The 20701-nt window shown below is 66.4% G+C and carries 22 protein-coding genes; 15 read left to right on the top strand and 7 right to left on the bottom strand.

Annotated elements, in window-relative coordinates:
- Positions 1–12: 12 nt before the first annotated feature.
- Together OCI36_RS10680 and cobU are read left to right on the top strand one after the other, a co-directional pair.
- Positions 13–1446 carry a cobyric acid synthase gene (locus OCI36_RS10680; RefSeq protein ID WP_261665071.1) on the top strand — a complete coding sequence of 478 codons (1434 nt, stop codon included), beginning with the start codon at positions 13–15 and terminating at the stop codon, positions 1444–1446.
- On the top strand, positions 1443–1991 hold the full coding sequence (gene cobU, locus OCI36_RS10675) for a bifunctional adenosylcobinamide kinase/adenosylcobinamide-phosphate guanylyltransferase (RefSeq protein WP_261665070.1): 549 nt from the start codon (positions 1443–1445) through the stop codon (positions 1989–1991). The genes OCI36_RS10680 and cobU overlap by 4 nt, the downstream gene beginning before the upstream one ends.
- A 44-nt stretch (positions 1992–2035) precedes the next feature.
- Here cobU and OCI36_RS10670 read toward each other — a convergent pair whose 3' ends face one another.
- Complete coding sequence (locus tag OCI36_RS10670; RefSeq protein ID WP_261665069.1) at positions 2036–2869, bottom strand: hypothetical protein; 834 nt, start codon at positions 2867–2869, stop codon at positions 2036–2038.
- Positions 2870–2965: 96 nt separating this feature from the next.
- Between OCI36_RS10670 and cobT the strand changes: the two genes are divergently transcribed.
- The 5 genes from cobT to OCI36_RS10645 all read left to right on the top strand — a co-directional run bounded on the left by cobT (position 2966) and on the right by OCI36_RS10645 (position 7867).
- Complete coding sequence (cobT, locus tag OCI36_RS10665; RefSeq protein ID WP_261665068.1) at positions 2966–4030, top strand: nicotinate-nucleotide--dimethylbenzimidazole phosphoribosyltransferase; 1065 nt, start codon at positions 2966–2968, stop codon at positions 4028–4030.
- 8 nt (positions 4031–4038) lie between these two features.
- Entirely contained in the window at positions 4039–4764 is a 726-nt protein-coding gene (locus OCI36_RS10660) for an adenosylcobinamide-GDP ribazoletransferase (RefSeq protein WP_261665229.1), read from the top strand.
- Positions 4765–4920: 156 nt separating this feature from the next.
- Positions 4921–5919 carry a GTP 3',8-cyclase MoaA gene (moaA, locus tag OCI36_RS10655; protein WP_261665067.1) on the top strand — a complete coding sequence of 333 codons (999 nt, stop codon included), beginning with the start codon at positions 4921–4923 and terminating at the stop codon, positions 5917–5919.
- Between the two features lie 157 nt (positions 5920–6076).
- On the top strand, positions 6077–6634 hold the full coding sequence (locus OCI36_RS10650; protein WP_261665066.1) for a DUF421 domain-containing protein: 558 nt from the start codon (positions 6077–6079) through the stop codon (positions 6632–6634).
- A 126-nt stretch (positions 6635–6760) separates the two neighbouring features.
- A complete protein-coding gene (locus tag OCI36_RS10645; RefSeq protein ID WP_261665065.1) occupies positions 6761–7867 on the top strand; it encodes a Gfo/Idh/MocA family protein in 1107 nt (368 codons plus the stop codon).
- 118 nt (positions 7868–7985) lie between these two features.
- Here OCI36_RS10645 and nudC read toward each other — a convergent pair whose 3' ends face one another.
- The gene (gene nudC, locus OCI36_RS10640) at positions 7986–8837 is read right to left on the bottom strand and encodes an NAD(+) diphosphatase (protein ID WP_261665064.1); all 852 of its coding nucleotides are present in this window, start codon (positions 8835–8837) and stop codon (positions 7986–7988) included.
- A 213-nt stretch (positions 8838–9050) separates the two neighbouring features.
- Here nudC and OCI36_RS10635 point away from each other — a divergent pair, with 213 nt between their 5' ends.
- Positions 9051–9563: a hypothetical protein gene (locus OCI36_RS10635; RefSeq protein ID WP_261665063.1), complete on the top strand. Its 513-nt coding sequence runs from the start codon at positions 9051–9053 to the stop codon at positions 9561–9563.
- A gap of 172 nt (positions 9564–9735) precedes the next feature.
- Positions 9736–12060 (top strand): penicillin acylase family protein, encoded by a 2325-nt coding sequence (locus OCI36_RS10630; protein WP_261665062.1) that lies wholly within the window; start codon positions 9736–9738, stop codon positions 12058–12060.
- A 55-nt stretch (positions 12061–12115) separates the two neighbouring features.
- Here OCI36_RS10630 and OCI36_RS10625 read toward each other — a convergent pair whose 3' ends face one another.
- The gene (locus OCI36_RS10625; protein WP_261665061.1) at positions 12116–12433 is read right to left on the bottom strand and encodes a GNAT family N-acetyltransferase; all 318 of its coding nucleotides are present in this window, start codon (positions 12431–12433) and stop codon (positions 12116–12118) included.
- The gene (locus OCI36_RS10620) at positions 12430–13008 is read right to left on the bottom strand and encodes a phosphatase PAP2 family protein (protein WP_261665060.1); all 579 of its coding nucleotides are present in this window, start codon (positions 13006–13008) and stop codon (positions 12430–12432) included. The genes OCI36_RS10625 and OCI36_RS10620 overlap by 4 nt, the downstream gene beginning before the upstream one ends.
- 296 nt (positions 13009–13304) lie before the next feature.
- On the opposite strand from OCI36_RS10620, the gene OCI36_RS10615 reads away from it, so the two are divergent.
- Positions 13305–14813, top strand: a complete 1509-nt coding sequence (locus OCI36_RS10615) for a Mur ligase family protein (protein WP_261665059.1) — start codon at positions 13305–13307, stop codon at positions 14811–14813.
- A 10-nt stretch (positions 14814–14823) separates the two neighbouring features.
- On the opposite strand, the gene OCI36_RS10610 is transcribed toward OCI36_RS10615, so the two are convergent.
- The gene (locus tag OCI36_RS10610; RefSeq protein ID WP_261665058.1) at positions 14824–15423 is read right to left on the bottom strand and encodes a TetR/AcrR family transcriptional regulator; all 600 of its coding nucleotides are present in this window, start codon (positions 15421–15423) and stop codon (positions 14824–14826) included.
- A gap of 96 nt (positions 15424–15519) precedes the next feature.
- On the opposite strand from OCI36_RS10610, the gene OCI36_RS10605 reads away from it, so the two are divergent.
- Positions 15520–15837 carry a DMT family transporter gene (locus OCI36_RS10605; RefSeq protein WP_261665057.1) on the top strand — a complete coding sequence of 106 codons (318 nt, stop codon included), beginning with the start codon at positions 15520–15522 and terminating at the stop codon, positions 15835–15837.
- Positions 15834–16169 carry a DMT family transporter gene (locus OCI36_RS10600; protein WP_261665056.1) on the top strand — a complete coding sequence of 112 codons (336 nt, stop codon included), beginning with the start codon at positions 15834–15836 and terminating at the stop codon, positions 16167–16169. Before OCI36_RS10605 ends, OCI36_RS10600 begins: the two co-directional genes overlap by 4 nt.
- Positions 16170–16188: 19 nt before the next feature.
- On the opposite strand, the gene OCI36_RS10595 is transcribed toward OCI36_RS10600, so the two are convergent.
- Positions 16189–17160, bottom strand: a complete 972-nt coding sequence (locus OCI36_RS10595; protein ID WP_261665055.1) for an SPFH domain-containing protein — start codon at positions 17158–17160, stop codon at positions 16189–16191.
- Between the two features lie 87 nt (positions 17161–17247).
- Between OCI36_RS10595 and OCI36_RS10590 the strand changes: the two genes are divergently transcribed.
- From OCI36_RS10590 to OCI36_RS10580, 3 genes are read left to right on the top strand one after another with little or no spacing between them, the layout of a single operon-like run.
- The gene (locus OCI36_RS10590) at positions 17248–19359 is read left to right on the top strand and encodes a heavy metal translocating P-type ATPase (protein WP_261665054.1); all 2112 of its coding nucleotides are present in this window, start codon (positions 17248–17250) and stop codon (positions 19357–19359) included.
- Positions 19356–19760: a metalloregulator ArsR/SmtB family transcription factor gene (locus tag OCI36_RS10585; protein WP_261665053.1), complete on the top strand. Its 405-nt coding sequence runs from the start codon at positions 19356–19358 to the stop codon at positions 19758–19760. The genes OCI36_RS10590 and OCI36_RS10585 overlap by 4 nt, the downstream gene beginning before the upstream one ends.
- Positions 19757–20185 carry a hypothetical protein gene (locus OCI36_RS10580; protein ID WP_261665052.1) on the top strand — a complete coding sequence of 143 codons (429 nt, stop codon included), beginning with the start codon at positions 19757–19759 and terminating at the stop codon, positions 20183–20185. The genes OCI36_RS10585 and OCI36_RS10580 overlap by 4 nt, the downstream gene beginning before the upstream one ends.
- Positions 20186–20300: 115 nt before the next feature.
- On the opposite strand, the gene OCI36_RS10575 is transcribed toward OCI36_RS10580, so the two are convergent.
- Positions 20301–20618 carry an HU family DNA-binding protein gene (locus OCI36_RS10575; protein WP_261665051.1) on the bottom strand — a complete coding sequence of 106 codons (318 nt, stop codon included), beginning with the start codon at positions 20616–20618 and terminating at the stop codon, positions 20301–20303.
- Positions 20619–20701 lie beyond the last annotated feature (83 nt).

Raw genomic sequence — 20701 nt, 5'->3', positions numbered from 1 at the left:
GGGAGGCAACTCATGACTGCCCGCGCCCTGATGGTGCAGGGCTGCACCTCTAACGCCGGCAAAAGCTATCTCAGCGCTGCGCTGTGCCGCATTCTCAGCAACGAGGGCCTGCGGGTAGCGCCCTTCAAGGCTCAGAACATGAGCAACAACGCTGGCGTGACTCCCCCGCACAGCCGCACCCCGGGGCTGGAAATGGGCCGCGCCCAGCTGGTGCAGGCGGCTGCGGCCCGCGCCGTGCCCGACGTGCGGATGAATCCGGTGCTGCTGAAACCCGAGGCCGACGCCCGCTCGCAGGTGGTGCTGCTGGGCCGCGCCCACCCGGAACTGACAGAGTTGCCCTGGCGTGAGCGCAAGGCGCAGCTGTGGCCGCATGTTCAGCGCAGCCTGCATTCCCTGCTGGACAAATACGACGTAGTGGTCATCGAAGGCGCCGGCAGCCCCGCCGAGGTGAACCTGCGCGAATCGGACATCGTGAATATGCGGGTGGCCCGCGAGGCCCAGGCGGCGGTGCTGCTGGCCGCCGACATTGACCGGGGCGGGGCTTTCGCGCACCTGCTGGGCACCTGGCACTGCTTGCTGCCCGCAGAATGCGCCCTGCTGCGCGGCTTTGTGCTCAACCGTTTCCGGGGTGACGCTTCCCTGCTGGCCCCGGCGCCCCAGTGGCTGGAAGCCCAGACCGGCGTGCCCACCGTGGGCGTGGTGCCCTGGCTGGACCTGCCGCTGCCGGAGGAAGACGGCGTGGCGCTGGAGCGTGCGGCCGGCGGCCCACCTCCGGCAGACGCGGGCTTTGTCGCCATTCCCCGCTTACCGCGCATCTCCAATCTGGACGAGTTCGCCCCGCTGGGCGAGCTGGCCCGCCCGGTCTCGGCACCTGCCGAGCTGACCGGCGCGCGGGCGGTAATTCTGCCTGGCAGCAAAAGCACCGCCGCCGACCTGGCCTGGCTGCGTGCGACCGGGCTGGCGGGCGCGATCACCCGGCTGGCCGGGCAGGGCGTGCCGGTGCTGGGCATCTGTGGTGGGCTGCAAATGCTAGGCACCGCCATCAGCGACCCGCATGGCGTGGAGGGCGGGGGAGAAGAGGTGCCCGGCCTGGGCCTGCTGGACCTGCACACCACTTTTGCCCGCGAGAAAAGCACCCGCCTGAGCGACCTGCACGACCCTGAAACTGGCCTGCAGCTGCGCGGCTACGAAATCCACCACGGGCAGACGGTGGCTGGCCCCGGTGTGCATATGCTCGCGCCAGGCCAGCTGTGGCGCCAGGGCAACGTGCGCGGCACCTACCTGCACGGGCTGCTGGAAAACCCAGCCTATCTGGAGCGGTTCCTGGGCTGGGCCGGGCTGCCGCTGCCGCCGGCGCTCGACACGCTGGACAGCCGGCTGGACGCTATCGCCGGGCAGGTTCAGTCGGCGCTCGACTGGCCGCGCATCCGGGGGTGGTTGGAATGAATGAACTGTATTTCGTGACCGGGGGCGCTCGCAGCGGCAAGAGTTCTTTTGCCGAGCGTCTGGCGGCTGGGTACGGCGCACCCGTCACCTATCTCGCCACCGCCCAGGCATTCGATGATGAGATGAGCGAGCGCATCGCCCGGCACCGTCAGGACCGCCCGGCGCACTGGCAGACGTGGGAAGAACCGCTAGACGTACCCGCTGCGCTGCGGCAGGCCCCGGACGGCACGGTGCTGCTGGATTGCCTCAGCCTCTGGGTCAGCAATCTGGTGCTGGCCGACTGGTCCGACGCGGCTGTATTGACGGCGGCTGATGAGCTTCTGGCCGCTGCACGCGCCAGATCTGGCCGCACCATTCTGGTCACCAACGAGGTAGGCTTCGGCATCGTGCCCGATAACGCTCTGGCGCGGCGCTACCGTGACCTGCTGGGCTGGGTCAACCAGCGCTGCGCCGCCGAGAGTGACCAGGCCTGGCTGCTGGTCAGTGGGCTCCCGGTGATGCTCAAGGGGCCGCTGACAAGGGGAGAGGAAGAGAAATCCGGGTGAAGGCCAGGCCACTCCCTTATACTCTCTGGCCGCTCTGGGTACTTTTACTGCGTATCCTGCGCCCGGTTCAGCTGTTTCAGTGCAGCCGGCCCGGTCAGCAGCCGCCCGCTGCGTTCGCTTTTGGCCGCGGCCAGCAGGTCGCCCCGGTGCTTTCTGAACCAGTTCTGCAGCTCTGGGTACGCTGCCGTGAGCTGCCGCACCTGCCGTTCGGCCTGGGTGCTCTGGCCGCCCAGCACCATGTTGGTGTACCAGCCGGCCAGCATTGCATGCTGACTCTCCTGCGTTTCAGCAGTCTTGCCGGTGTGCAGCAACTGAATCAATTCGTTCCGGTAGGCCCGGGCCTGTGAAAGTGGAATGCCAGGGTAGCGCCCGGTCTGGTCGGTCAGGCGTCCCTGGGCACTGTCCCAGCCCACCACTGTGCGCAGACCCGGGCTGGCCGCGTAGCTCCAGTCGTAGTAGGCCAGGCTGTCACCCCAGACCAGCATTTCCCGGGTGCCGTCACCGTTCAGGTCCCGGTATTCCACGGCGCCATTGCCCAGATCCAGCACGCCCAGGGTCTTCAGAAATCCGGGGTCCTGGGTCAGGATGACCAGCGTCGTGCAGCAGTGGGCACCGCCGGAATACAGGCTGACGGCCAGCTCAGGGAGCCCACCCGGCCGCAGTGGCTGTTGCTCGGTCTGGATCAGATGTTCCTGCAGAGTCAGGTCAGTCCGGTCCCGGCGCAGCAGATTCAGCCGGCTCTCTTCCGGCCTAGGCTGGGTCTGCACAGTCCATTGCCCCCAAGCCGTGCCAGCCGTTTTGGAAGTAGGGGCGGCCAGTGCATGAGCTGCGATCAGCGGCAGCAGGCTGAGCAAGGTTCCCGTGAGAAAATGTCGCATGCTGACATCTTAAGTCGGTCTGGGGCAGGCTCTACAGGTATCCCTTTGGTTTTCCTCAACCCCTGAAACTTTGCTTACGTCTTCCAGAAGAGGTTTATGATGCGAGAATTACAAAATTTAATCCAATCCATCACTCCCGTCAATCAAGCTGCCATACAACGTGCCACAGAGCGTCAAACCCAGCTCACCAAACCCACCGGTGCACTGGGAGATCTAGAAGCCCTCTCTGTCCGACTGGCTGGTGTCTTCGGCAGTGAGCGTCCAGCGCCGCAGGGCGCCGCTGTCCTGGTAGCTGCCGGTGACCACGGCGTGGCCCAGGACGGTGTCAGTGCTTATCCGCCGGAAGTTACCCCCGCGATGGTGCTGAACTTCCTGGCCGACACCCCGGCTGGCCCGGGCGGCACCGCTGTAAACGCCATCGCCCGCACTGTCGGCGCACGAGTCTATGTGATGGACGCCGGTGTCAATGCCGACCTGCCGATTCATCCAGCCCTCCACCGGGCGGCGGTCCGGCGCGGCACCCGCAACCTACGCGAGGAAGCTGCCATGACCCCGCAGGAAACCCAGACGCTGATCCTGGCCGGCGCGGCACTGGCCCGTGAAGCCATCGAAGCCGGCGCCGACTTTATCGTGCCGGGCGAGATGGGCATCGGCAACACCACGCCGGCAGCAGTGATCACGGCGCGGCTGCTGGAGCTGGACGCGGCCGCTGTGACCGGCCGCGGCACCGGCGTGGACGACGAACGTTTGGCCCACAAGGTGGCGGTGGTGCAGGCAGCCCTGGACCGCAGCAACGTGACAGCGCCGCTGGACGTGCTGGCCGAGTTCGGCGGCTACGAGATCGCTGCCATGCTGGGCATGATGCTCCAGACTGCTGCCCTGCACCGCGCCGTCGTGCTGGACGGCTTCGTGGAAGGCAGCGCCGCGCTGGTAGGGGTGGCACTCTGCCCGGCACTGCGCGACTACCTTTTCCCCGCCGGCCACTGCGCCGAGCGGGGGCACGCTGCGCAGCTGGCCCACCTGGGCCTCAAGCCGATGTTTGATCTGGGCCTGCGCCTGGGCGAAGGCACCGGCGGCGTGCTGGCCTTGCCGCTGCTACGCTCGGCGGCAGCTACTCTACGCGAGATGCAGACCTTCGAAGAAGCCGGAGTACCCACCTGAGCGGGCAGCTGTGGGCAGCTCTGCGGCAGCAGGGCCGGGCCGCCCACCTCGCCCTGGCCTTTCTCACAGCCGTGCCGCTGCCGCCTGCCACAGTGCAGCCGGGCGATTTTGCTCGGGCCAGCGCTTATTACCCGCTGGCCGGGTATCTGGTAGGCAGCCTGAGTGCGGCGGCCCTGTGGCTCACCGCACCCCTGCCAGACGGGGTGGGCGCCGCACTGACGTTAGGAGTCTGGCTGGGTCTGACCGGCTGGCTGCATTTCGACGGCTTGGTCGACAGTGCCGACGCCCTGCTGGCAATGAAATCCCCGGCCCAACGCCTGGACATTCTCAAGGACGTGCATGTGGGAGCATTTGGCCTGGGCAGCGGCGTGCTGTACCTGCTTACCTTCTGGAGTCTGCTGGCCGCAGGCGTGCCGCTGTACGCGCCGGTCGCTGCCGCCGTGGTGGCCCGGGCGCTGGTGCTGCTACCGATGAACCTCTACCCGGCGGCCCGTGCCGAATCGCTGGGCGCCCGCTCACGCGAAGGCCGCCTACTGCCGGCCCTGCTGCTGGCCGCGCCGGTGCTGTTCTGGCCTGGCGTCTGGCCCGGTGCCCTGCTGGCCCTGGCGCTAATGCTGCTGGTGGCCCACTGGTCTGCGGGGCGTCTGGGCGGCGGCATCAGCGGCGACATTTACGGCCTGCTGATCAGCGCTGGCGAACTGGGAGTGCTGCTGGCCCTGGCCTGGGGGCGCTGACCTGGGCACCCCAAACTGGACACAGAGAAGACGATTTCCTACCTTCTCTTCACGGTTACGGTTGCCTGCAGCGCCCCCTGTTAGAGTGTCATCGCTGCATTTTTACGGCCAGGACCAACTCCTGGCCTCCTGCCCGCCCGGAAAGGACCCTGCCCCGTGATCACTGACCAGTTTGGCCGCCTCCTGCGAGACCTGCGAATCTCGGTGACCGACCGCTGCAACCTGCGCTGCATTTACTGCATGCCGGCCGAGGTCTTCGGGCAGGACTACGCTTTTTTGCCGCAGAGTGAGCTGCTGTCCTTCGAGGAAATCGAGCGGGTGGCCCGGATCATGCTGGGCCTGGGGGTGCAGAAGCTGCGGCTGACCGGCGGCGAACCGCTGCTGCGCCGGGAACTGCCACAGTTGGTCGAGCGGTTGGCCCGGCTGGACGGGGCGGAGGACCTCGCCATGACCACCAACGGCCTGCTGCTGCCGCGCTACGCTGCCGACCTCAAAGCGGCCGGTTTGCAGCGGGTCACGGTCAGCCTGGACGCTCTGGACGCGGAAACCTTCGGGGAGATGAACGGCCTGGGCGTTTCGCCCGAGCGGGTGCTGGCCGGCATTGACGCGGCGCTGACGGCCGGGCTGGGCGTCAAGCTCAATACGGTGGTCAAGCGCGGCATGAACGACGCTGGTCTGGCTGAGTTCTGGCGTGAGCTGCGCGGCAAAGCGGCGGTCCGTTTTATCGAATTCATGGACGTGGGCAACCACAATGGCTGGGACCTGGAACATGTGGTCCCGTCTGCCGAGGTGCTGGAACGGCTGGCCGGCGAGGATCTGACCTTCTCGCCCCTGCCCCCAAAACAGCCCGGCGAGGTGGCCCGCCGCTTCGTCTCAAGCGATGGCCATGAGGTGGGCCTGATTTCCAGCGTTACAGCGCCCTTTTGTGGCGACTGCTCCCGCCTGCGCCTCTCGGCCACCGGCAGCCTCTACAGTTGCCTGTTTGCCACAGACGGCTATGACCTCAAAGCCCCGCTGCGGGCCGGCGAGGATGATGCCCAGCTGCGTGACCGCATTGCCGGTCTGTGGCAGGCCCGCCGTGACCGCTACTCGGAAGAACGCGGCGAGCAGACAGCCACTCGGCCCCGCATCGAGATGAGCTTTATCGGGGGCTGAGGCTCCCCCAGTCCCTATCCTGTTCTAAGCTTTTGCGCCTTCCCTGGCCTGCCGGCCGGGTACACTGGGGTTTGCTGTTGCCCAGGCCCGCAGTGCAGGGCGGCAACGACTCCACTGAAGGATGGACGGGGAATGAGAGATCAAAGTGACAGGTGACGTGCAGCCTTTCGACTGGCAGCGGATGTTCCTGAAAGACATCACCCCGCTGTTCATGCTCGAAATCGTGTTCCGGACAGCGGTGATTTTCCTGTGGCTGATCTTCTTGCTGCGGCTTTCCGGACAGCGCAGTGTGGCGCAGCTGGGCCCGCTGGAGCTGGCGCTGGTGATCGGCATGGGCTCGGCGGCCGGTGACCCGATGTTCTACCCGGAAGTGCCACTGCTGCACGCCATGCTGGCACTGGCGCTGGTGGTAGGCATGCAGCAACTGATCATGCGCCTGGCCGTCCACAATGAAACGGCCGAAACCCTGCTGGAAGGCCAGCCGCTGGAAATGGTGCGTGACGGCGTCCTGAATCTGGCTAGTATTCAGCACTTTCAAGCACGAGCCGGGCCAGGCCCCGCCCGGCCTACAGGTGATGCCGCCCTGGGACTTGGAGCCACCCCGGCCGCTGCCGGGGTATCAGGGCCCACTGGTCTGCCTCAGCTGCGGCACGCCAGTCACAGCTGGACAAGCCTGTCCCTGTGGGAACCAGGACACTGTACCTGCTGTGACTGACCCGCTGCAGGGCCCTGACACAGTGGATGAAGTGAGCCATTGAGCTGCTCAGAAGGGCAGACAGAATAACCGGACCCTAAAGCCGCTTCGTAACCGCCAGGATGGGTCAGACGCTACGGTGAAAGCATGTCTCTGAAACCGGATCTTCCCTTGCCCGAGCCCAAAACCCGGCGCGTCGGCTACGCCATTGTCGGTATCGGTGAACTCAGCGCCGATGAACTGATTCCAGCCGCCCGCACCAGTGAGCACGCTTATGTCGCTGCTCTGGTCACGGGTGACGTGGAAAAAGGTCGGGCTTTTGCTCAGGCCCTGGACCTGAGCGACGACGACGTTTATACCTACGAGCAGTTCGAGCAGCTGAAAGACCGCGAGGATGTGGAGGCTGTCTATATCGTGTTGCCCAACTCGCTGCACCGTGAGTACGTGGAGCGGGCCGCAAAAATGGGCAAGCAGGTGCTCTGTGAAAAGCCGTTGGGCGTTAGCGCAGACGATGCCCGGGCAATGGTGCAGGCCTGCCAGGATGCCGGCGTGCTGCTGATGACCGCTTACCGCTGCCAGTACACTCCCGAGTACTGGGCGGTGCGTGACGCGGTGCAGAGTGGACGGCTGGGAACCATCCGTGCCCTGGATTCCATTAATGCCCAGGTTCAGGACGACCCTGCTGCCTGGCGGCTGAAAAAAGACCTGGCCGGCGGCGGTGCCCTGCCTGACATCGGCCTGTACTCGCTGAACACGGTCCGTTTTGTCATGGCTGAAGAGCCGCAGTGGGTGTTTGCCCAGCTGAATCAGCCGCAGGATGACGAGCGCTTTACTGAAGTTGAGGAACGTCTGTCGTGGATGATGGGCTTTTCTGGCGGTGTGGTGGCGACCTGTCAGACCAGCTACGCGGCGCAGCGGGTTTCTATGCTGCGTGTTCTGGGCGAAAAAGGCATGGCGCTGATGGATCCAGCCTTCGATTATCAGGGTCTTAAAGTGACGCTGGAAGACCAGGAAGGCCAGCATCAGCCGGCATTTCCTTCTTATGATCAGTTCGGTAACGAGTTCGATCACTTTGCTGGGTGCATTCGCAGTGGTCAGACTCCCTGGACTCCGGGCGAGGAAGGCGTGGCCGATCATGTAGTGATGGACGCCCTATACGAAAGTGCGAGAACTGGTCAGCGGGTGGACTTGAAGACAGAGGCGGGTAAAGATCTGTTCCGGGGGCAGCAGAAACCTCAGCTGCCCGAAGGCTGAGTTCTGGAGAGGCAGGGCTAGGAAGGATATTTAGGCCCTGCCTTACAGAATGGACGAGAAGGGGCCTCGGAGATGTTTTGAGGGGAAGAGGTCGGGAAGAAAATTCCCCCTCTCTTACCTAAGATCGCTTAGGTAAGAGATCGTCTAAAGCTTCTCGCACGCCGGCCTGAATCAGGTGATGGGCGCAGCTGATGCTTCCCGGGATGGGCGGCAGCTGGTCGGCGCGGAACCAGCGGGCTTCTTCGATCTCGCCCGGTTGCGGCACGATGTCACCGGCAACATACTCTGCACTGAAGGCCACCATCAGCGAATGCGGCAGCGGCCAGGGCTGCGACATCCGGTACTGGGGGCTGCGGATGGTGACGCCCAGTTCTTCGCGCACCTCGCGGTGGCAGCAGTCTTCCAGAGTTTCACTGGGTTCCACGAAGCCGGCCACCACCGAGAACATGCCTGGAGTGTGCCGTGGCCCCCGCGCCAGTAAGAACTCGCGCTCGGGTCCCTCACCGCGCCAGATCAGGGCCATGATGGCGGGCGCCACCCGTGGATAGACGGTGAGCCCACAGGCTGGGCAGCGCCGGGCATGTTCTCGGCCGAGGGCTTCGGTGGGCGTGCCACAGCGGCCGCAAAAGCGGTGGGTCTGATGAAACTCCAGCAGCTGTACTGCGTAGCCGGCCAGGCCGCTTGTCTCTTCATCTCCTGCAGCCGCCAGCTGACGCAGGCTGATCGCTCCAGCATCTGGGGCAAATCCGCTGGTGCTGTGGGCTACGGCATAAGCGGCACCTTGCCAGTGGCCCAGGCTGATGGGAGCTTCAGCCACTGCCTTAGCGGGAACATCTCCCAGGCGCGGCCAGCCCTCGGGGCCGGGGGGCAGGAGGCTGCGGCCGTCGGGGGCAATCAGGATCAGCCGGTGTTCTGGGGTAAGGGGGATGGGTGTGGCCAGGAAGTCGTCTGGGCGCGTGAAGGCAAGCATGGTTGAGTATAAGAGGGGTATTGAAGCAGAGACTTTACTTATGTAATTCGATTATAAAAGTAGAAGGGTGCCGTTTCTCTGAGCTGACTTAAGCCGGCAGGCAACCACGCCAAAAAGGAGGGCGCTATAGTCGGGAAATCAGGTACAGGCCGGAGGCGCTGAGCAGTCAGCTGCCGGCTTCATCTCGACCAGACACCGACGGAGGAACACACTATGAAAAATCCCGAACTGATTGCCGCAGTCCTGATCACTGTGCTGATGGTGGCCTTTATGGGCCTGACCCAGCCACGCACTTCGCAGAAAACCGGCGAAGGTGCCGGCGAAATGCCCGTAGTAAATGCTGTAGAAGGTGAGGCCGGCCCCGGCCAGCAAAGCCAGACCACCCAGAGCAGCGACCAGCCCAGCAGCAGCGACGCCCCGGACGCCGGAACCAGCAGCGCTGCCAATACCGCACCTAGCCTGACTGAAGCGACTTCCAGTGACACCGATACCCCGGCCAGCACCGCCGGCGGCACAACCGGTGTGGTCAGTGGAAATGACAGCGCTTCTGGCACAGAAACGGCCAGCGACGCTGCTACGGATACAGCTTCGGGCACGGACGCTTCGGGTACGGATACTGCGTCCGGCATGGACAGTGCCAGCGCTGGCACTGATGCCAGCAGCACCGACACTAGCACTGGCACCGGCAGCGAGACAGCCAGCCAGACCAGCACCAGCGGCCAGTAAGGCCCGGCCATACCGATATAAGACGAGCAGCATCCGCTGCAAAATCCAGCCCGGCCAACTTGCCCGCCGGGCTGGTCTTTTTTGGCTTCATTTTTCACCGTGAGCGAGCTATGGTCGTGCCTCTCCCCCACGCCGAGCACCCGAGAGCCAGACCTTTCCAGTAGACTGCAACATGCTCAAAACTCTGCTGAGGGCCGGCCTGGGGCTGTTGCTGGCCGCCATGCTGGCGTCACTGCTGGCTTTGCTTTATGTCCGGTCTCAGACCCTACCGCAACTGACCGGCGCACTGAATGTCAGCGGGCTGGGCGAGGGAGTTACGGTGACCCGCGACCAGTCCGGTATTCCCCATATCCGGGCGGCCAGCGACACCGACGCGGTGTACGCGCTGGGGCTGGTCCACGCCCAGGACCGGGCCTGGCAGCTGGATTTCCAGCGGCGCATCGCGCAGGGGCGGCTGTCGGAGGTGCTGGGGCCAGCGGCGCTGGAACAGGACCGTTTCCTACGGACCTGGGGCTTTCAGCGGGCAGCCACTTCGGCGCTGCAAGCCCTGGACCCCGAGTCCCGGCGGTTGATCTCGGCTTATACGGCCGGCGTCAATGCCGGGTTCGCACTGGGCAAGACGGCACCCGAATTTCTGATTCTGGGCTACCGGCCCGAGCCCTGGACCGATGTGGACTCGGTGGCCTGGAGCAAGCTGATGGCTTTTGACCTGGGCGGCAACTGGGAACAGGAACTGGAGAACTGGAAGCTGTGCCGCAGCGAAGGCCCCGCTGCACTCAGCCGGCTGAACCCGCCCTACCCGGCCTCGGGGCCCACCATCCTGAGCCGTGACGAACTGCCGGTGACCGGAAAGGACGCCAGCAGCGCCGGAACCGCCTGCGCGGCCGACCTGCCGGCCGCGCACCTGCAGGAGCTGCAGCGGCAGCTGGCCGCCGTCCGGAAGCTGGGCATGGAGTTCGAGGCCAGCCGTGGCAGCAACGACTGGGTGATTTCCGGCGCGCACACCGCCAGCGGCAAACCCATGCTGGCCGACGATCCCCACCTCAAGCTGCAAAGCCCGATGCTGTGGTATCTGGCCGAAATCCAGGGGCCGTCGCTGCACAGCATCGGGGCCACCATTCCGGGACTGCCGGCCGTAGTGATCGGGCGCAACGAGCGAATTGCCTGGGGCGTGACCAACCACAACCCCGACGTGCAGGACTTTTTCGTGCTGCCGGCCGGAGCAGCGCTGCGAACCCACGAGGAGATTATCCAGGTCAAGGGCGCTGAGGACGTGCATCTGACGCTGGAAGACAGCGACTTCGGCCCGGTGGTCAGCTCGGTGGTGGACGGGCCGAAGGGTTCGAAGCTGGCGCTGAGCTGGCCCACCCTGATGGACGGCGACACCACCCTGAAAGCTTATCTGGGGGTCAACCGGGCGCAGAACTGGAACGAATTTCTCACGGCGATGCAGGCTTATGTGGGGCCCAGCCAGAACTTCGTGTATGCCGACGTAGACGGCAACGTGGGCTATATCGCGCCGGGGCGGGTGCCGGTGCGCCGGGGGTGGGACGGCAGCCTGCCGGTGCCGGCCGACAGCGAGCACCGCTGGCAGGGCTGGGTGCCGTTCGGGGAACTGCCACAGACCTTCAACCCAGCCGACGGGCTGGTGGTCACGGCCAACAACCGTTCGGTGCCGCCGGGCTATCCCTGGCTGATGACCAACGACCGCGCCTGGGCCGACCCCTACCGCTCGGCACGCATCACTGAGCGGCTGCAGGGCACCCACGGCCTGACGCTGGACGACCTGGCCGAGCTTCAGAACGACCCACTCAGCGGGCCTTGGCGCGAGATGAAAGCGGCGCTGCTGGCGACCCCCCGCGCCGGGCTGAGTGCCCCAGCCACCGCAGCGCTGGACGGGCTGAAAGCCTGGGACGGCCGACTGAGCACCGATTCGCAGGCCGCCACAGTGTTCGAGTGGTGGCTGGCCGAACTGAAAGCCCAGGGCAAAGCGGCGCTGGGCAGCGATCCCAGCACCCGCGCCGTAGCCCAGGCGCTGAAGGCAGAGCGGCCGCTGTGTGCTCAGGTGGCGCCGTGTCCGGACCTGCTGGCACAGACCCTGGAAACAGCCGCACAAAAAGCGGCACAGCGGCCCTACGGTCAGGTTCACCGGGCCTACAGCGCCCACGGTGCTTTCGGGGAAATCCGGGCGCTGGCGCCGCTGTTTAACGCCCGGATAGCAGCACCGGGTGGCAGCGACACGGTGAATGTGGCCCGTCCCAACCGCCAGGATGGCACCCTCGATTTCACCCACGCCGCCAGCTACCGGCAACTGATTGACCTGTCGGACCCGGACGCCAGCCGCTTTACCGGCACCCTGGGACAAAGCGGCAATCCGCTGTCACCCTACGCCCGCAGCCAGCTGCGCGGCTGGGCCAGCGGCGACTACCTCCCGATGAGCACCCGGCCCGCCGACTGGGGCAAGACCCAGGTATTGCAGCTGAAGCCAGTACGGTAGAAAAAGCCGCTCCCCGGCTCTCTAACCGGGGAGCGAGCAGCTAGAAAAACAGAACTCAGCTGTTCTCGCGTTCTTCCATGCTCAGTTGGCCGCGCTGGTTGGGATGCACCAGTTCCAGATATTCGGGGTGCTTCTGGATAAAGTCGGCCACAAAGGGGCACTGCGGCACGATCATCTTGCCCTGTTGGCGCAGGTCTTCCAGCGCGCCCTGAACCAACTGGCCGCCATAGCCCTGGCCGCCGTGTTCCGGGCTGATTTCGGTGTGGGTCAGCAGGGCGGCGTTGCCCATGTCTTCGTATTCTAGGGCGCCCACCTGCTGGCCGTCCTGATAGGCCTCGTAGCGCTGTTCATCGGCGTTGTGAGGGAAGTTCACCGCTGTGCCGCTTCCCGGCGCCATAGGGGTTGGCGCAGCAGCCGAAATACGCCCAGCACGATGGCGAGGCCGGTCAGCCAGCCGGCCAGCACGTCGGTGGGGTAATGCACGCCCAGCAGAATGCGCGAGAAGCCCATGGCCCCCGCATACAGCACGCCGATCACCACCGCCGGCCAGCGCCAACGGGTGGGCCACAGCAGCAGCACCAGCCAGGTGGCCAGCGCCGCACTCATGGTGGCGTGGCCGCTGGGAAAAGAGGCGCTGTGTTCCTGCACCAGCCGGGGCCACAGCTCCGGGCGCGGGCGGTCAAAAGTGAATTTCAGCACGCTGCCGGTCGCAACGGCGCTGCCCGGCCCCAGCAGGGTGAACAGCGCGGCCCGCCGGCCCAGGGTGGTCCAGGCCCAAGCGATCAGCAGCAGCAGCAGTCCGGCCATCACCCAGGTGCCACCCCAGAAATGCAGGAACACTGCCAAGGAATCCAGCTGGGCACTGAAACGCTCATGTGCGGCCAGCATCCAGGGGGTTTCAAAGCGGAAACGTTCGTTTTCCAGGATGCTGTCGCCCAGCTTGCCCACGGCCAGCAGTGGTACGAATACGCCAAGCAGCAGCCCCAGCCAGTGTAGTGGGGGGGGCGGGAGCCGGTTCAGGCTCGGGGGTCATGGGAGCTGGGATCATAGGGGCTGGCGAGGCGGCTTCAGGAAAGGCCGGAGCGGAGTGGGCACCATCAGGCCGGGGGTCAGGCGGGTGGGTCATCCGGCCAGCCTACGCTGCTGGCCGCGAACCGGCGTCCATCTAAAGTTTTACTGAAATTCTGGCCGAACTCCGCCCTGTGCCGCCATTGTGCCTGCGCCGGCCCGCTATGATGCCGGCCATGCTGCTGTCCGAACTGGCGGCCGCCCTCTGCCTGCACCCGCTGCCGGAAAGTGGGCCGCCGACCGAAATCAAGTCCGTGACCCACCGCGCCGAGTGGGTGACGCCCGGTGCGCTGTTCGTCGCCATTCGCGGCCAGCAGCACGATGCCCACATGTTTCTGGACGAGGCGGCCCGGCGTGGCGCTGCAGCCGTGCTGGGCGAGGGCCTACAGCCGGGGCAAGCTTCACCTCTGCCCTACCTGCGGGTGCCCGACGCCCGCGCCGCCCTGGCCGACGCCGCCGCGCTGCTGAACGGCCATCCCAGCCGGCAACTGCCCGCCGTGATTGGCGTGACCGGCACCGACGGCAAAACCACCACCGCCTGGCTGACCGCCGCCCTGCTGCGGGCCGGCAGCGTCCCCACCGGTCTGCTGAGCAGCCCCGGCTATCAGTTGCCTGACGGCCGCCTGGAAGCCTACCCGGCACACTTCACTACCCCGGAAGCGCCGCAGTTGCAGGGCCTGCTGCGGCAGATGGTGCAGGCAGGAGCGCAAGCCGCCATCATTGAAACCAGCAGCCACGCGCTGGCGCTGGAGCGGGTACGCGGCGTGGACTGGAAAGTGGGCATCTGGACCCACCTGAGCCGCGAGCATCTGGATTTTCACGGCACGTTGGAAGCCTACTTTGCCGAGAAACGCAAATTGATCGAGCGCTCGCCGCTGGCAGTCCTAAACCTGGACGACCCCTGGACCAAGCAGCTGCGCGGCGTGGCCTCGCAGGAGCTGACCTACTCGGCGTCCGGGCAGCCTGGGGCCGAGTGGCGAGCGGCAGACCTGCGCGAAGATGCCCCCGGCCGGGCATCGTTCGCGGTAGACGGACCCGCCGGGGCTTTCCGGGCAGCCCTGCCGCTGACCGGCACTTTTCAGATGGGCAACGCCCTGGCGGCGATGGCGGCAGCACACCGCTATGGGGTCACGGCCGAGGAGCTGAAAGCTGGTCTGGCCCACTTTCAGGGTCCGCCCGGGCGGATGCAGCGGCTACCGACCCGGCCCGGACAGCCACAGGTGGTTTCCGACTCAGCGCACACGCCAAACAGCCTGGAACAGAGCCTGCGGGCGCTGCGTCCCCTCACCCCGGGGCGGCTGTGGGCAGTGGTGGGCAGCGCCGCCGGCGGGCGCGACACTTCCAAGTGGGGCCCGATGGCCGCCGCCGCCAGCCTCTGGGCCGACCGGGTGATTCTGACCGAGGCTGACCACCGCGAAACACCGCTGGAAGAGATTCTGGACGTGATGGCGGCTGCGGCGGTGCGGCACAACTGGGAACGCATCGGGGACCGCGCTGAGGCCATCGCCTCCGCCATCGAGCAGGCCGGGCCGGAGGATACGGTGCTGATCGCTAACAAGGGCGGCGAGCACTTCCTGCAGCGCGGCCGCACCATTTTCGCCTGGAACGATGCCGAAGCCGCCCTGGCCGCGCTGCGGGGCGAGACCTACCAGGCCAGGGCGGCCGAACCGGCGACACCGGCCTGACCTTCTTTCTTCAGGGAGCGGGAGGCGGCGCCAGCGAGAGCCGGTCCACCGCCCGTTCCAGCGCGGAGCGGGCCTGGACCGGGGTGAGCACGTCCAGCAGCAGGTGCACGCTCAGGCCGTCCAGCAGGGCCTGCAGGTCGCGGGCCGCTGCGGCCGGCGGGTCGCTGAGGGTCCAGCCCTGCCCGGCAAATTCGCTGAGAATCTCCACCAGCGCGGCGTGCAGGTCGCGGTAAGTCAGGCCCTGCACATCGGCCAGGTCGGGGTCGCTCACGGCGGCGCCCACGAACGCCAGCCACACCTCCAGCCACTCACGGCTTGAGGGTTCCAGCGGCAGGGTGGCTTCCAGAAAAGTCAGCAGATTTTCGCGGGGGGTGCCGGGCAGCGGCAGGCGGCGCAGCTGTGCCTCCGCCTGGGCACTGACCTGCTCGGCAGCAAACGCCAAAATGGCGGCGCGGCTGGGCAGGTAGTGGCGCACGGCTCCGCTGGACCAGCCGCTTTCCTCGGCCAGAGCGCGGATGGTCACCCCGCCAAGCCCTGAGCGGCGAATCAGCCGCCAGACCGCCTGCGCCAGTTCGGCGCGGCGCTGGTCATGGTCCACCTGTTTAGGCATCGCTCATGTTCTAGCACAGCCGGGCACGTTTTAGCACGTTCGTGCTATAAGAAGGCCAGGGAAATCGCACAAGCGTGCGAACTAAGGGGGAAACTGATGGGATGGATCGCTCTGCTGCTGGCAGGTCTGTGTGAGGTGGGCTTCACCACCGCGCTGAAACTGGAACAGCGCAACCCCAACTACGTCTGGCTGTTCCTGCTGTTCGCCGTGGTGAGCTTCGGGTTGCTGGAACGGGCCATGCAGACCATTCCGCTGGGCACCGCCTATACCGTCTGGACCGGCATCGGGGCAGTCGGCACGGCGCTGGTGGGCGCCGCCTTTTTCGGTGAGCGGCTCAGCCGGGTGCAGCTGGGGTTGCTGGGGGCAGTGGTCGTGCTGATTGCCGCCCTGCGGCTGACCGGGGGCGGCGCATGAATGGCTGGCTGTGGCTGGGACTGGCCGGGCTATTCGAGGTCGGCATGGCAACGGCGCTCAAGCTGAGCCAGACGCAGCAGAGTTTTACGCTGGCCTTTGTGGTGCTGGCGGTGCTGAGCTTCGAGTGCCTGGCGAAAGCTATACGCACCATTCCGCTGAGCACCGCCTATGCCATCTGGACCGGCATCGGAGCGGTCGGCGCCGTGGGGCTGGGGGCCACTCTGTTCGGTGAAGCCCTCAGCCCGCTGCGCCTGGGGCTGCTGGCCGCATTGATCGCGGCGCTGATTGGGCTGAAGCTAGCCACGCCAGGTGAGCCGCCTGCTACCAAGTGATAGAGCCCCCTGGCCGGCCTTAGCGGCCCGAGTCGAGGGTGGGCTGGGCGCCCCGCTCGGAAGTGAGGACCACCAGCAGATTGTTGACCAATTGGGCGCGGTTCTCGCGGTCCAATTCCACCACGCCGTCGTTTTCCAGCCGCTCGATGGCCATCTGCACCATGCCCACAGCCCCGTCCACGATCACCTGCCGGGCCTGCAACACGGCTTCGGCCTGCTGGCGCTGCAACATCGCACTGGCAATTTCCGGCGCGTAGGCCAGGTGGCTGATGCGGGCGTCCAGCACTTCCACCCCGGCCAGCGCCAGGCGGGCCTGCAGGTCCTCACGCAGATAATGGGCCACCTCGTCAGGGCGGCCGCGCAGGCTGACTACCGGCTCCCCGTGCTCATCCAGGCCGTAGGCTTCGTAAGCGAAGGCGGTGCCCAGATGCCGCAGCGCCGTTTCGGCCTGCACGTCCACGAAGGAGTTGTAATTCTCCACATCAAACGACGCCCGCGCCGTATCCACCACCCGCCAGACGATTACAGCGGCAATTTCCACCGGGTTGCCGGCGGCGTCGTTTACCTTGACCCGCTCCGACTGGAAGTTGCGGATACGCAGCGATAAATCTTGCCGGCCGGCAAACGGGTTGGACCAGAAATAGCCATTCTGGCGCACACTGCCCACATATTTGCCAAACAGGGTGAGTACCACAGCCTGATTGGGCGCCACCACGAAAAAACCGCGCAGCATCAGGGTTGCCAGCGGGAGCAAAACGATCAGCAGCGGAGCCAGGCCAATGGTGGCCGCCGCGCTGCTCAGCACCTGCCAGAACACGAACAGCAGGGCGGCTGCAGCCACCAACATCACGACCAAGGCCACAAAGCCGTTGACCGCAAAGGCCGGATGTTCCTGTGAGGCCTGGTGGCTGGGGCGCAGCGGCGGCTCGGAATAGTCGGGCAGCGGCGGAGTCGGCGAGGTGGACTGGGGGGTCATCTGAGGCCGGGACATATTTCAGTGTAACGGAACAGGGCGGCGCTGCCCGGGGGGAGGGGAACCCCTGCAACATCTGAACAGGTCTTCAGATATAGTCGGGCCATGACCCACTCTGCCGAGCTGAATTACCGGGTGCAGGGCATGGATTGCCCCAACTGCGCCCGCACCGTGGACGGCGCGCTGTGCCGGCTGCCCGGAGTTAGTGACGTGCAGCTGAACCACACCCAGCAGAGCCTGCGGCTGCGGCTGGACGAGGACCAGACCAGCCGCCGCACCCTGGAAGACGAACTGCGCCGCCTGGGCCACCCCGCCACCTTGCAGCAGGACGGGCAAGTCAGCGCTGAACCGGCCTGGTACGCCACCCCCAAGGGCCGCCTGCTGCTGCTGAGCGTGGGAGCGGTGGCGCTGGCGGTGGCGGCCGCACTGGTCTATCCGCCCGGCGCCCAGGTGGCTTTCTCGGCGGCGGCCCTGATCGCGGTCTTTCCGCTGGCCCGGCAGGCGCTGGCAGCGGCGCAGCGGGGCAATCCTTTTTCCATCAACACCCTGGTCACGGTGGCGGTGGTGGGCGCCGTACTGATCGGTGAAGCGGCCGAGGGCACCGCAGTGGTGGCCCTATTTGCCGTGGGCGAGTGGCTCGAAGGGTACGCGGCCGGCCGGGCGCGCCGGGGCATTCAGGCGCTGGCCGCGCTGACCCCGGATACCGCGCAGCTGCTGGAAGGCGGACAGGTGCGCGAAGTGCCGGCCGCCTCGCTGCAGCCGGGTCAGCGCCTGCAGGTGCCGGCCGGCGCGCGGGTGCCGGCCGACGGGATCATCCGCAGCGGAACTTCCAGCCTGGACGACAGCCCGGTGACCGGCGAAAGCCTGCCGGTCCGCAAAAGCCCCGGTGCCGAAGTCTATGCCGGCAGTGTGAACGGCGAGGGCGTGCTGGAAGTGGAAGTGACCCGGCCCGCCGGCGACAACACCATCGCCCGGATTGTCCGGCTGGTGGAAGAAGCCTCGGCCGGCAAGGCCCCCACCGAGCGCCTGATTGACCGCTTCAGCCGCTGGTATACCCCACTGGTGTTGCTGGCTGGCATCCTGACGGCCGCGCTGCCGCCACTGCTGACCGGCGCTGAGTGGCTGCCCTGGCTGTACAAGGGCCTGGCGCTGCTGCTGATCGGCTGCCCCTGCGCCCTGGTGCTGAGTGTTCCAGCGGCGATGACCAGCGCCATCAGCGCCGGGGCCCGCGCCGGTCTTCTGGTCCGCAGCGGCGCGGTGCTGGAAGCCCTGGCCAGCATCCGGACCGTGGCCCTGGACAAGACCGGCACCCTGACCGCTGGCCGGCCCCAGGTCACAGAGGTACTGAGCGCCGGCCCGGCGGAGGCAGAAATCCTGCGCCTGGCGGCCGCTGTAGAAACCGGCAGCCAGCACCCGCTGGCCCTGGCTCTCCGGGGGGCAGCTCAGGAGCGGGGGCTGGCCCTGCCGGCGGCCAGCGAAGCCCAGGCACTGGGCGGCCGTGGAGTCCAGGCCCTGGTGGAAGGCCAGCGCCTGAGTGTGTCCTCGCCGCGCTTTGCTGCCCAGACAGTGGGGCTGGACGCTGATCTGCAGGCCCGCATCACTACCCTGGAAGAAAGTGGCCACACCCTCAGCGTGCTGCATACACCAGAGCGGGTGCTGGGCGCCCTGGCGCTGCGCGACGAGCCCCGCCCCGAAGCCGCCGCCACGCTGGCCCACCTGCGCCGCCTGGGGGTGGGTAGCGTGATGCTGACCGGCGACAACGCCCGCGCCGCCGCGGCTGCCGGCCAGCAGCTAGGCCTGGACCGGGTGGAAGCCGAACTGCGCCCGGAAGACAAGCTGCGGATCATCCGCGAACTGCCGGCCCCAGCAGCAATGGTAGGTGACGGCATCAACGACGCGCCTGCCCTGGCCCAGGCCGAGGTGGGCATCGCGGTAGGCGGCGGCACTGATGTGGCCCTAGAAACGGCAGACGCAGCCCTGCTGGGTGGACAGCTGGGCGGAGTAGCCGATCTGCTGGAACTGGGCCGGGCCGCCATGAACAATGTCAAGGTCAATATCGCGCTGGCGCTAGGGCTCAAGGCAGTCTTTCTGGTCACCACCCTGCTCGGCTACACCGGGCTCTGGATGGCCGTGCTGGCCGATACCGGCGCGACCGTGCTGGTTACGCTGAACGCCCTGCGGCTGCTGGGCTGGCGGCCCCGGAAGGCTCAGGCATGACCGTTCGTGAGCGCGAGGGAGCGCCCCAGGCTCCGGCCCCGCAAATAGAGAGCGACGTGTGCGACACCCGCTGTCTGCACCCTGGAGCGGTGGCGGCTGCGCGGGAAGTTCTGCCGAGCAGCGAAGTGGTAAGCGGGTCGGCCGAGGTCTTCCGGCTCCTGGGCGACCCTGGGCGGCTGCGGCTGCTCCTGGCGCTGCGGGCAGGCGAGCTGTGCGTCTGTGACCTGGCCGCCGTCAGCGGGGCCTCGGAAAGCAGTGTCAGCCACTCGCTGCGGCTGCTGCGGGCCAGCCGCGCCGTGCGGGCCCGCCGAGAAGGCCGCAACGTCTACTACGCGTTGCACGACCGCCATATTGAGCTGCTGCTGGATATGATGACGGCACATATGGGAGAAACCGAATGACCGCCCCTGCCCGCGCAGCGCTGCTGGTGGTGGCCATCCTGCTGCTGGCATTGGGCGCCTTCTGGGGACTGAACGAGCGGCGCTGGGCCGGCCCGCTGTACTGCTTCGAGCAGCTGGGCAGTGTTTGGGGCATTGCGCCGGTTCCGCCGGGCATCACTCCGGAATGCCCAGCGTCCAGCAGCTACCGTCAGGACATTCGCCAGGGCCTGGGCCGGGCCGAGCAGTTTCGTCTCAGCGGCTGGCAGCCCAAAGCCCTGTTGGGCACCTTGACAGGCGCAGGCTACCGGCCGCAAACCGACGACCTGCTGGACGACGATTACTCGGCCTTCCTGTTCAGAGGCAGCGAGCGGATTCAGTACAGCGCCGTGCGCCAGGGCAGCGAAACCCTGATCACGGTCAGCGGGCCGCCGCAGAAAAATCGCTGACCTGCTCGGAGTAGGGCCGGCCTCTCCCCCGCTTGCAACGCTTGAGTCTGTTACCCAAGACCATAAAAAAAGCCCCGGCGCAGGCCAGGGCTTTTTTGCTTGGAAAGGAAAAAGCTTAGAGGTTGCCCTTGAGGGTGGTGGCCACCTTGAAAGCCACCTTCTTGCCGGCAGGAATCTGGATCTTTTCGGTGGTGCCGGGCTTCACGCCGGTGCGGGCGGCAGTTTCCTTGACGCTCAGGGTGCCCAGGCCGGGCAGGCCCACAGCCTGGCCGCCGCGCAGCGCTTCAACCACGGTGTCCAGCATGGTGCTCACGGCTTCGTCAGCCTGCTTCTTGGTCAGGCCGGTCTGCTCGGCGACCTTTTCCACCAGCTGGGACTTGTTCATCTTTTCCGCAGGAGCTGCGGCTTTGGCTTTGCTCGCTTTTTTCGTCATAGGCGCAGTTTGCACGTGGCAATCTGAAATGTCCAGTCAGTAACAGTGTCACACAGGCACCACTTCCTTATAGAAACCTTAAT

This window comes from Deinococcus sp. Marseille-Q6407 (assembly GCF_946848805.1).
In the GTDB taxonomy this organism is placed as follows: Bacteria; Deinococcota; Deinococci; order Deinococcales; family Deinococcaceae; genus Deinococcus.
This window is presented reverse-complemented; position numbering and strand designations above follow the sequence as displayed.

Bases quoted from the DNA above. Each gene is read 5' to 3' on its own strand.
- OCI36_RS10595 (WP_261665055.1), bottom strand. From the start codon at position 17,160: ATGTCCCGGCCTCAGATGACCCCCCAGTCCACCTCGCCGACTCCGCCG.
- OCI36_RS10630 (WP_261665062.1), top strand. From the start codon at position 9,736: ATGCTCAAAACTCTGCTGAGGGCCGGCCTGGGGCTGTTGCTGGCCGCC.
- OCI36_RS10680 (WP_261665071.1), top strand. From the start codon at position 13: ATGACTGCCCGCGCCCTGATGGTGCAGGGCTGCACCTCTAACGCCGGC.
- OCI36_RS10610 (WP_261665058.1), bottom strand. From the start codon at position 15,423: ATGCCTAAACAGGTGGACCATGACCAGCGCCGCGCCGAACTGGCGCAG.
- OCI36_RS10605 (WP_261665057.1), top strand. From the start codon at position 15,520: ATGGGATGGATCGCTCTGCTGCTGGCAGGTCTGTGTGAGGTGGGCTTC.
- OCI36_RS10645 (WP_261665065.1), top strand. From the start codon at position 6,761: ATGTCTCTGAAACCGGATCTTCCCTTGCCCGAGCCCAAAACCCGGCGC.
- OCI36_RS10600 (WP_261665056.1), top strand. From the start codon at position 15,834: ATGAATGGCTGGCTGTGGCTGGGACTGGCCGGGCTATTCGAGGTCGGC.
- cobU (WP_261665070.1), top strand. From the start codon at position 1,443: ATGAATGAACTGTATTTCGTGACCGGGGGCGCTCGCAGCGGCAAGAGT.
- OCI36_RS10590 (WP_261665054.1), top strand. From the start codon at position 17,248: ATGACCCACTCTGCCGAGCTGAATTACCGGGTGCAGGGCATGGATTGC.
- OCI36_RS10615 (WP_261665059.1), top strand. From the start codon at position 13,305: ATGCTGCTGTCCGAACTGGCGGCCGCCCTCTGCCTGCACCCGCTGCCG.
- nudC (WP_261665064.1), bottom strand. From the start codon at position 8,837: ATGCTTGCCTTCACGCGCCCAGACGACTTCCTGGCCACACCCATCCCC.
- cobT (WP_261665068.1), top strand. From the start codon at position 2,966: ATGATGCGAGAATTACAAAATTTAATCCAATCCATCACTCCCGTCAAT.
- OCI36_RS10635 (WP_261665063.1), top strand. From the start codon at position 9,051: ATGAAAAATCCCGAACTGATTGCCGCAGTCCTGATCACTGTGCTGATG.
- OCI36_RS10585 (WP_261665053.1), top strand. From the start codon at position 19,356: ATGACCGTTCGTGAGCGCGAGGGAGCGCCCCAGGCTCCGGCCCCGCAA.
- OCI36_RS10580 (WP_261665052.1), top strand. From the start codon at position 19,757: ATGACCGCCCCTGCCCGCGCAGCGCTGCTGGTGGTGGCCATCCTGCTG.
- OCI36_RS10575 (WP_261665051.1), bottom strand. From the start codon at position 20,618: ATGACGAAAAAAGCGAGCAAAGCCAAAGCCGCAGCTCCTGCGGAAAAG.
- OCI36_RS10670 (WP_261665069.1), bottom strand. From the start codon at position 2,869: ATGCGACATTTTCTCACGGGAACCTTGCTCAGCCTGCTGCCGCTGATC.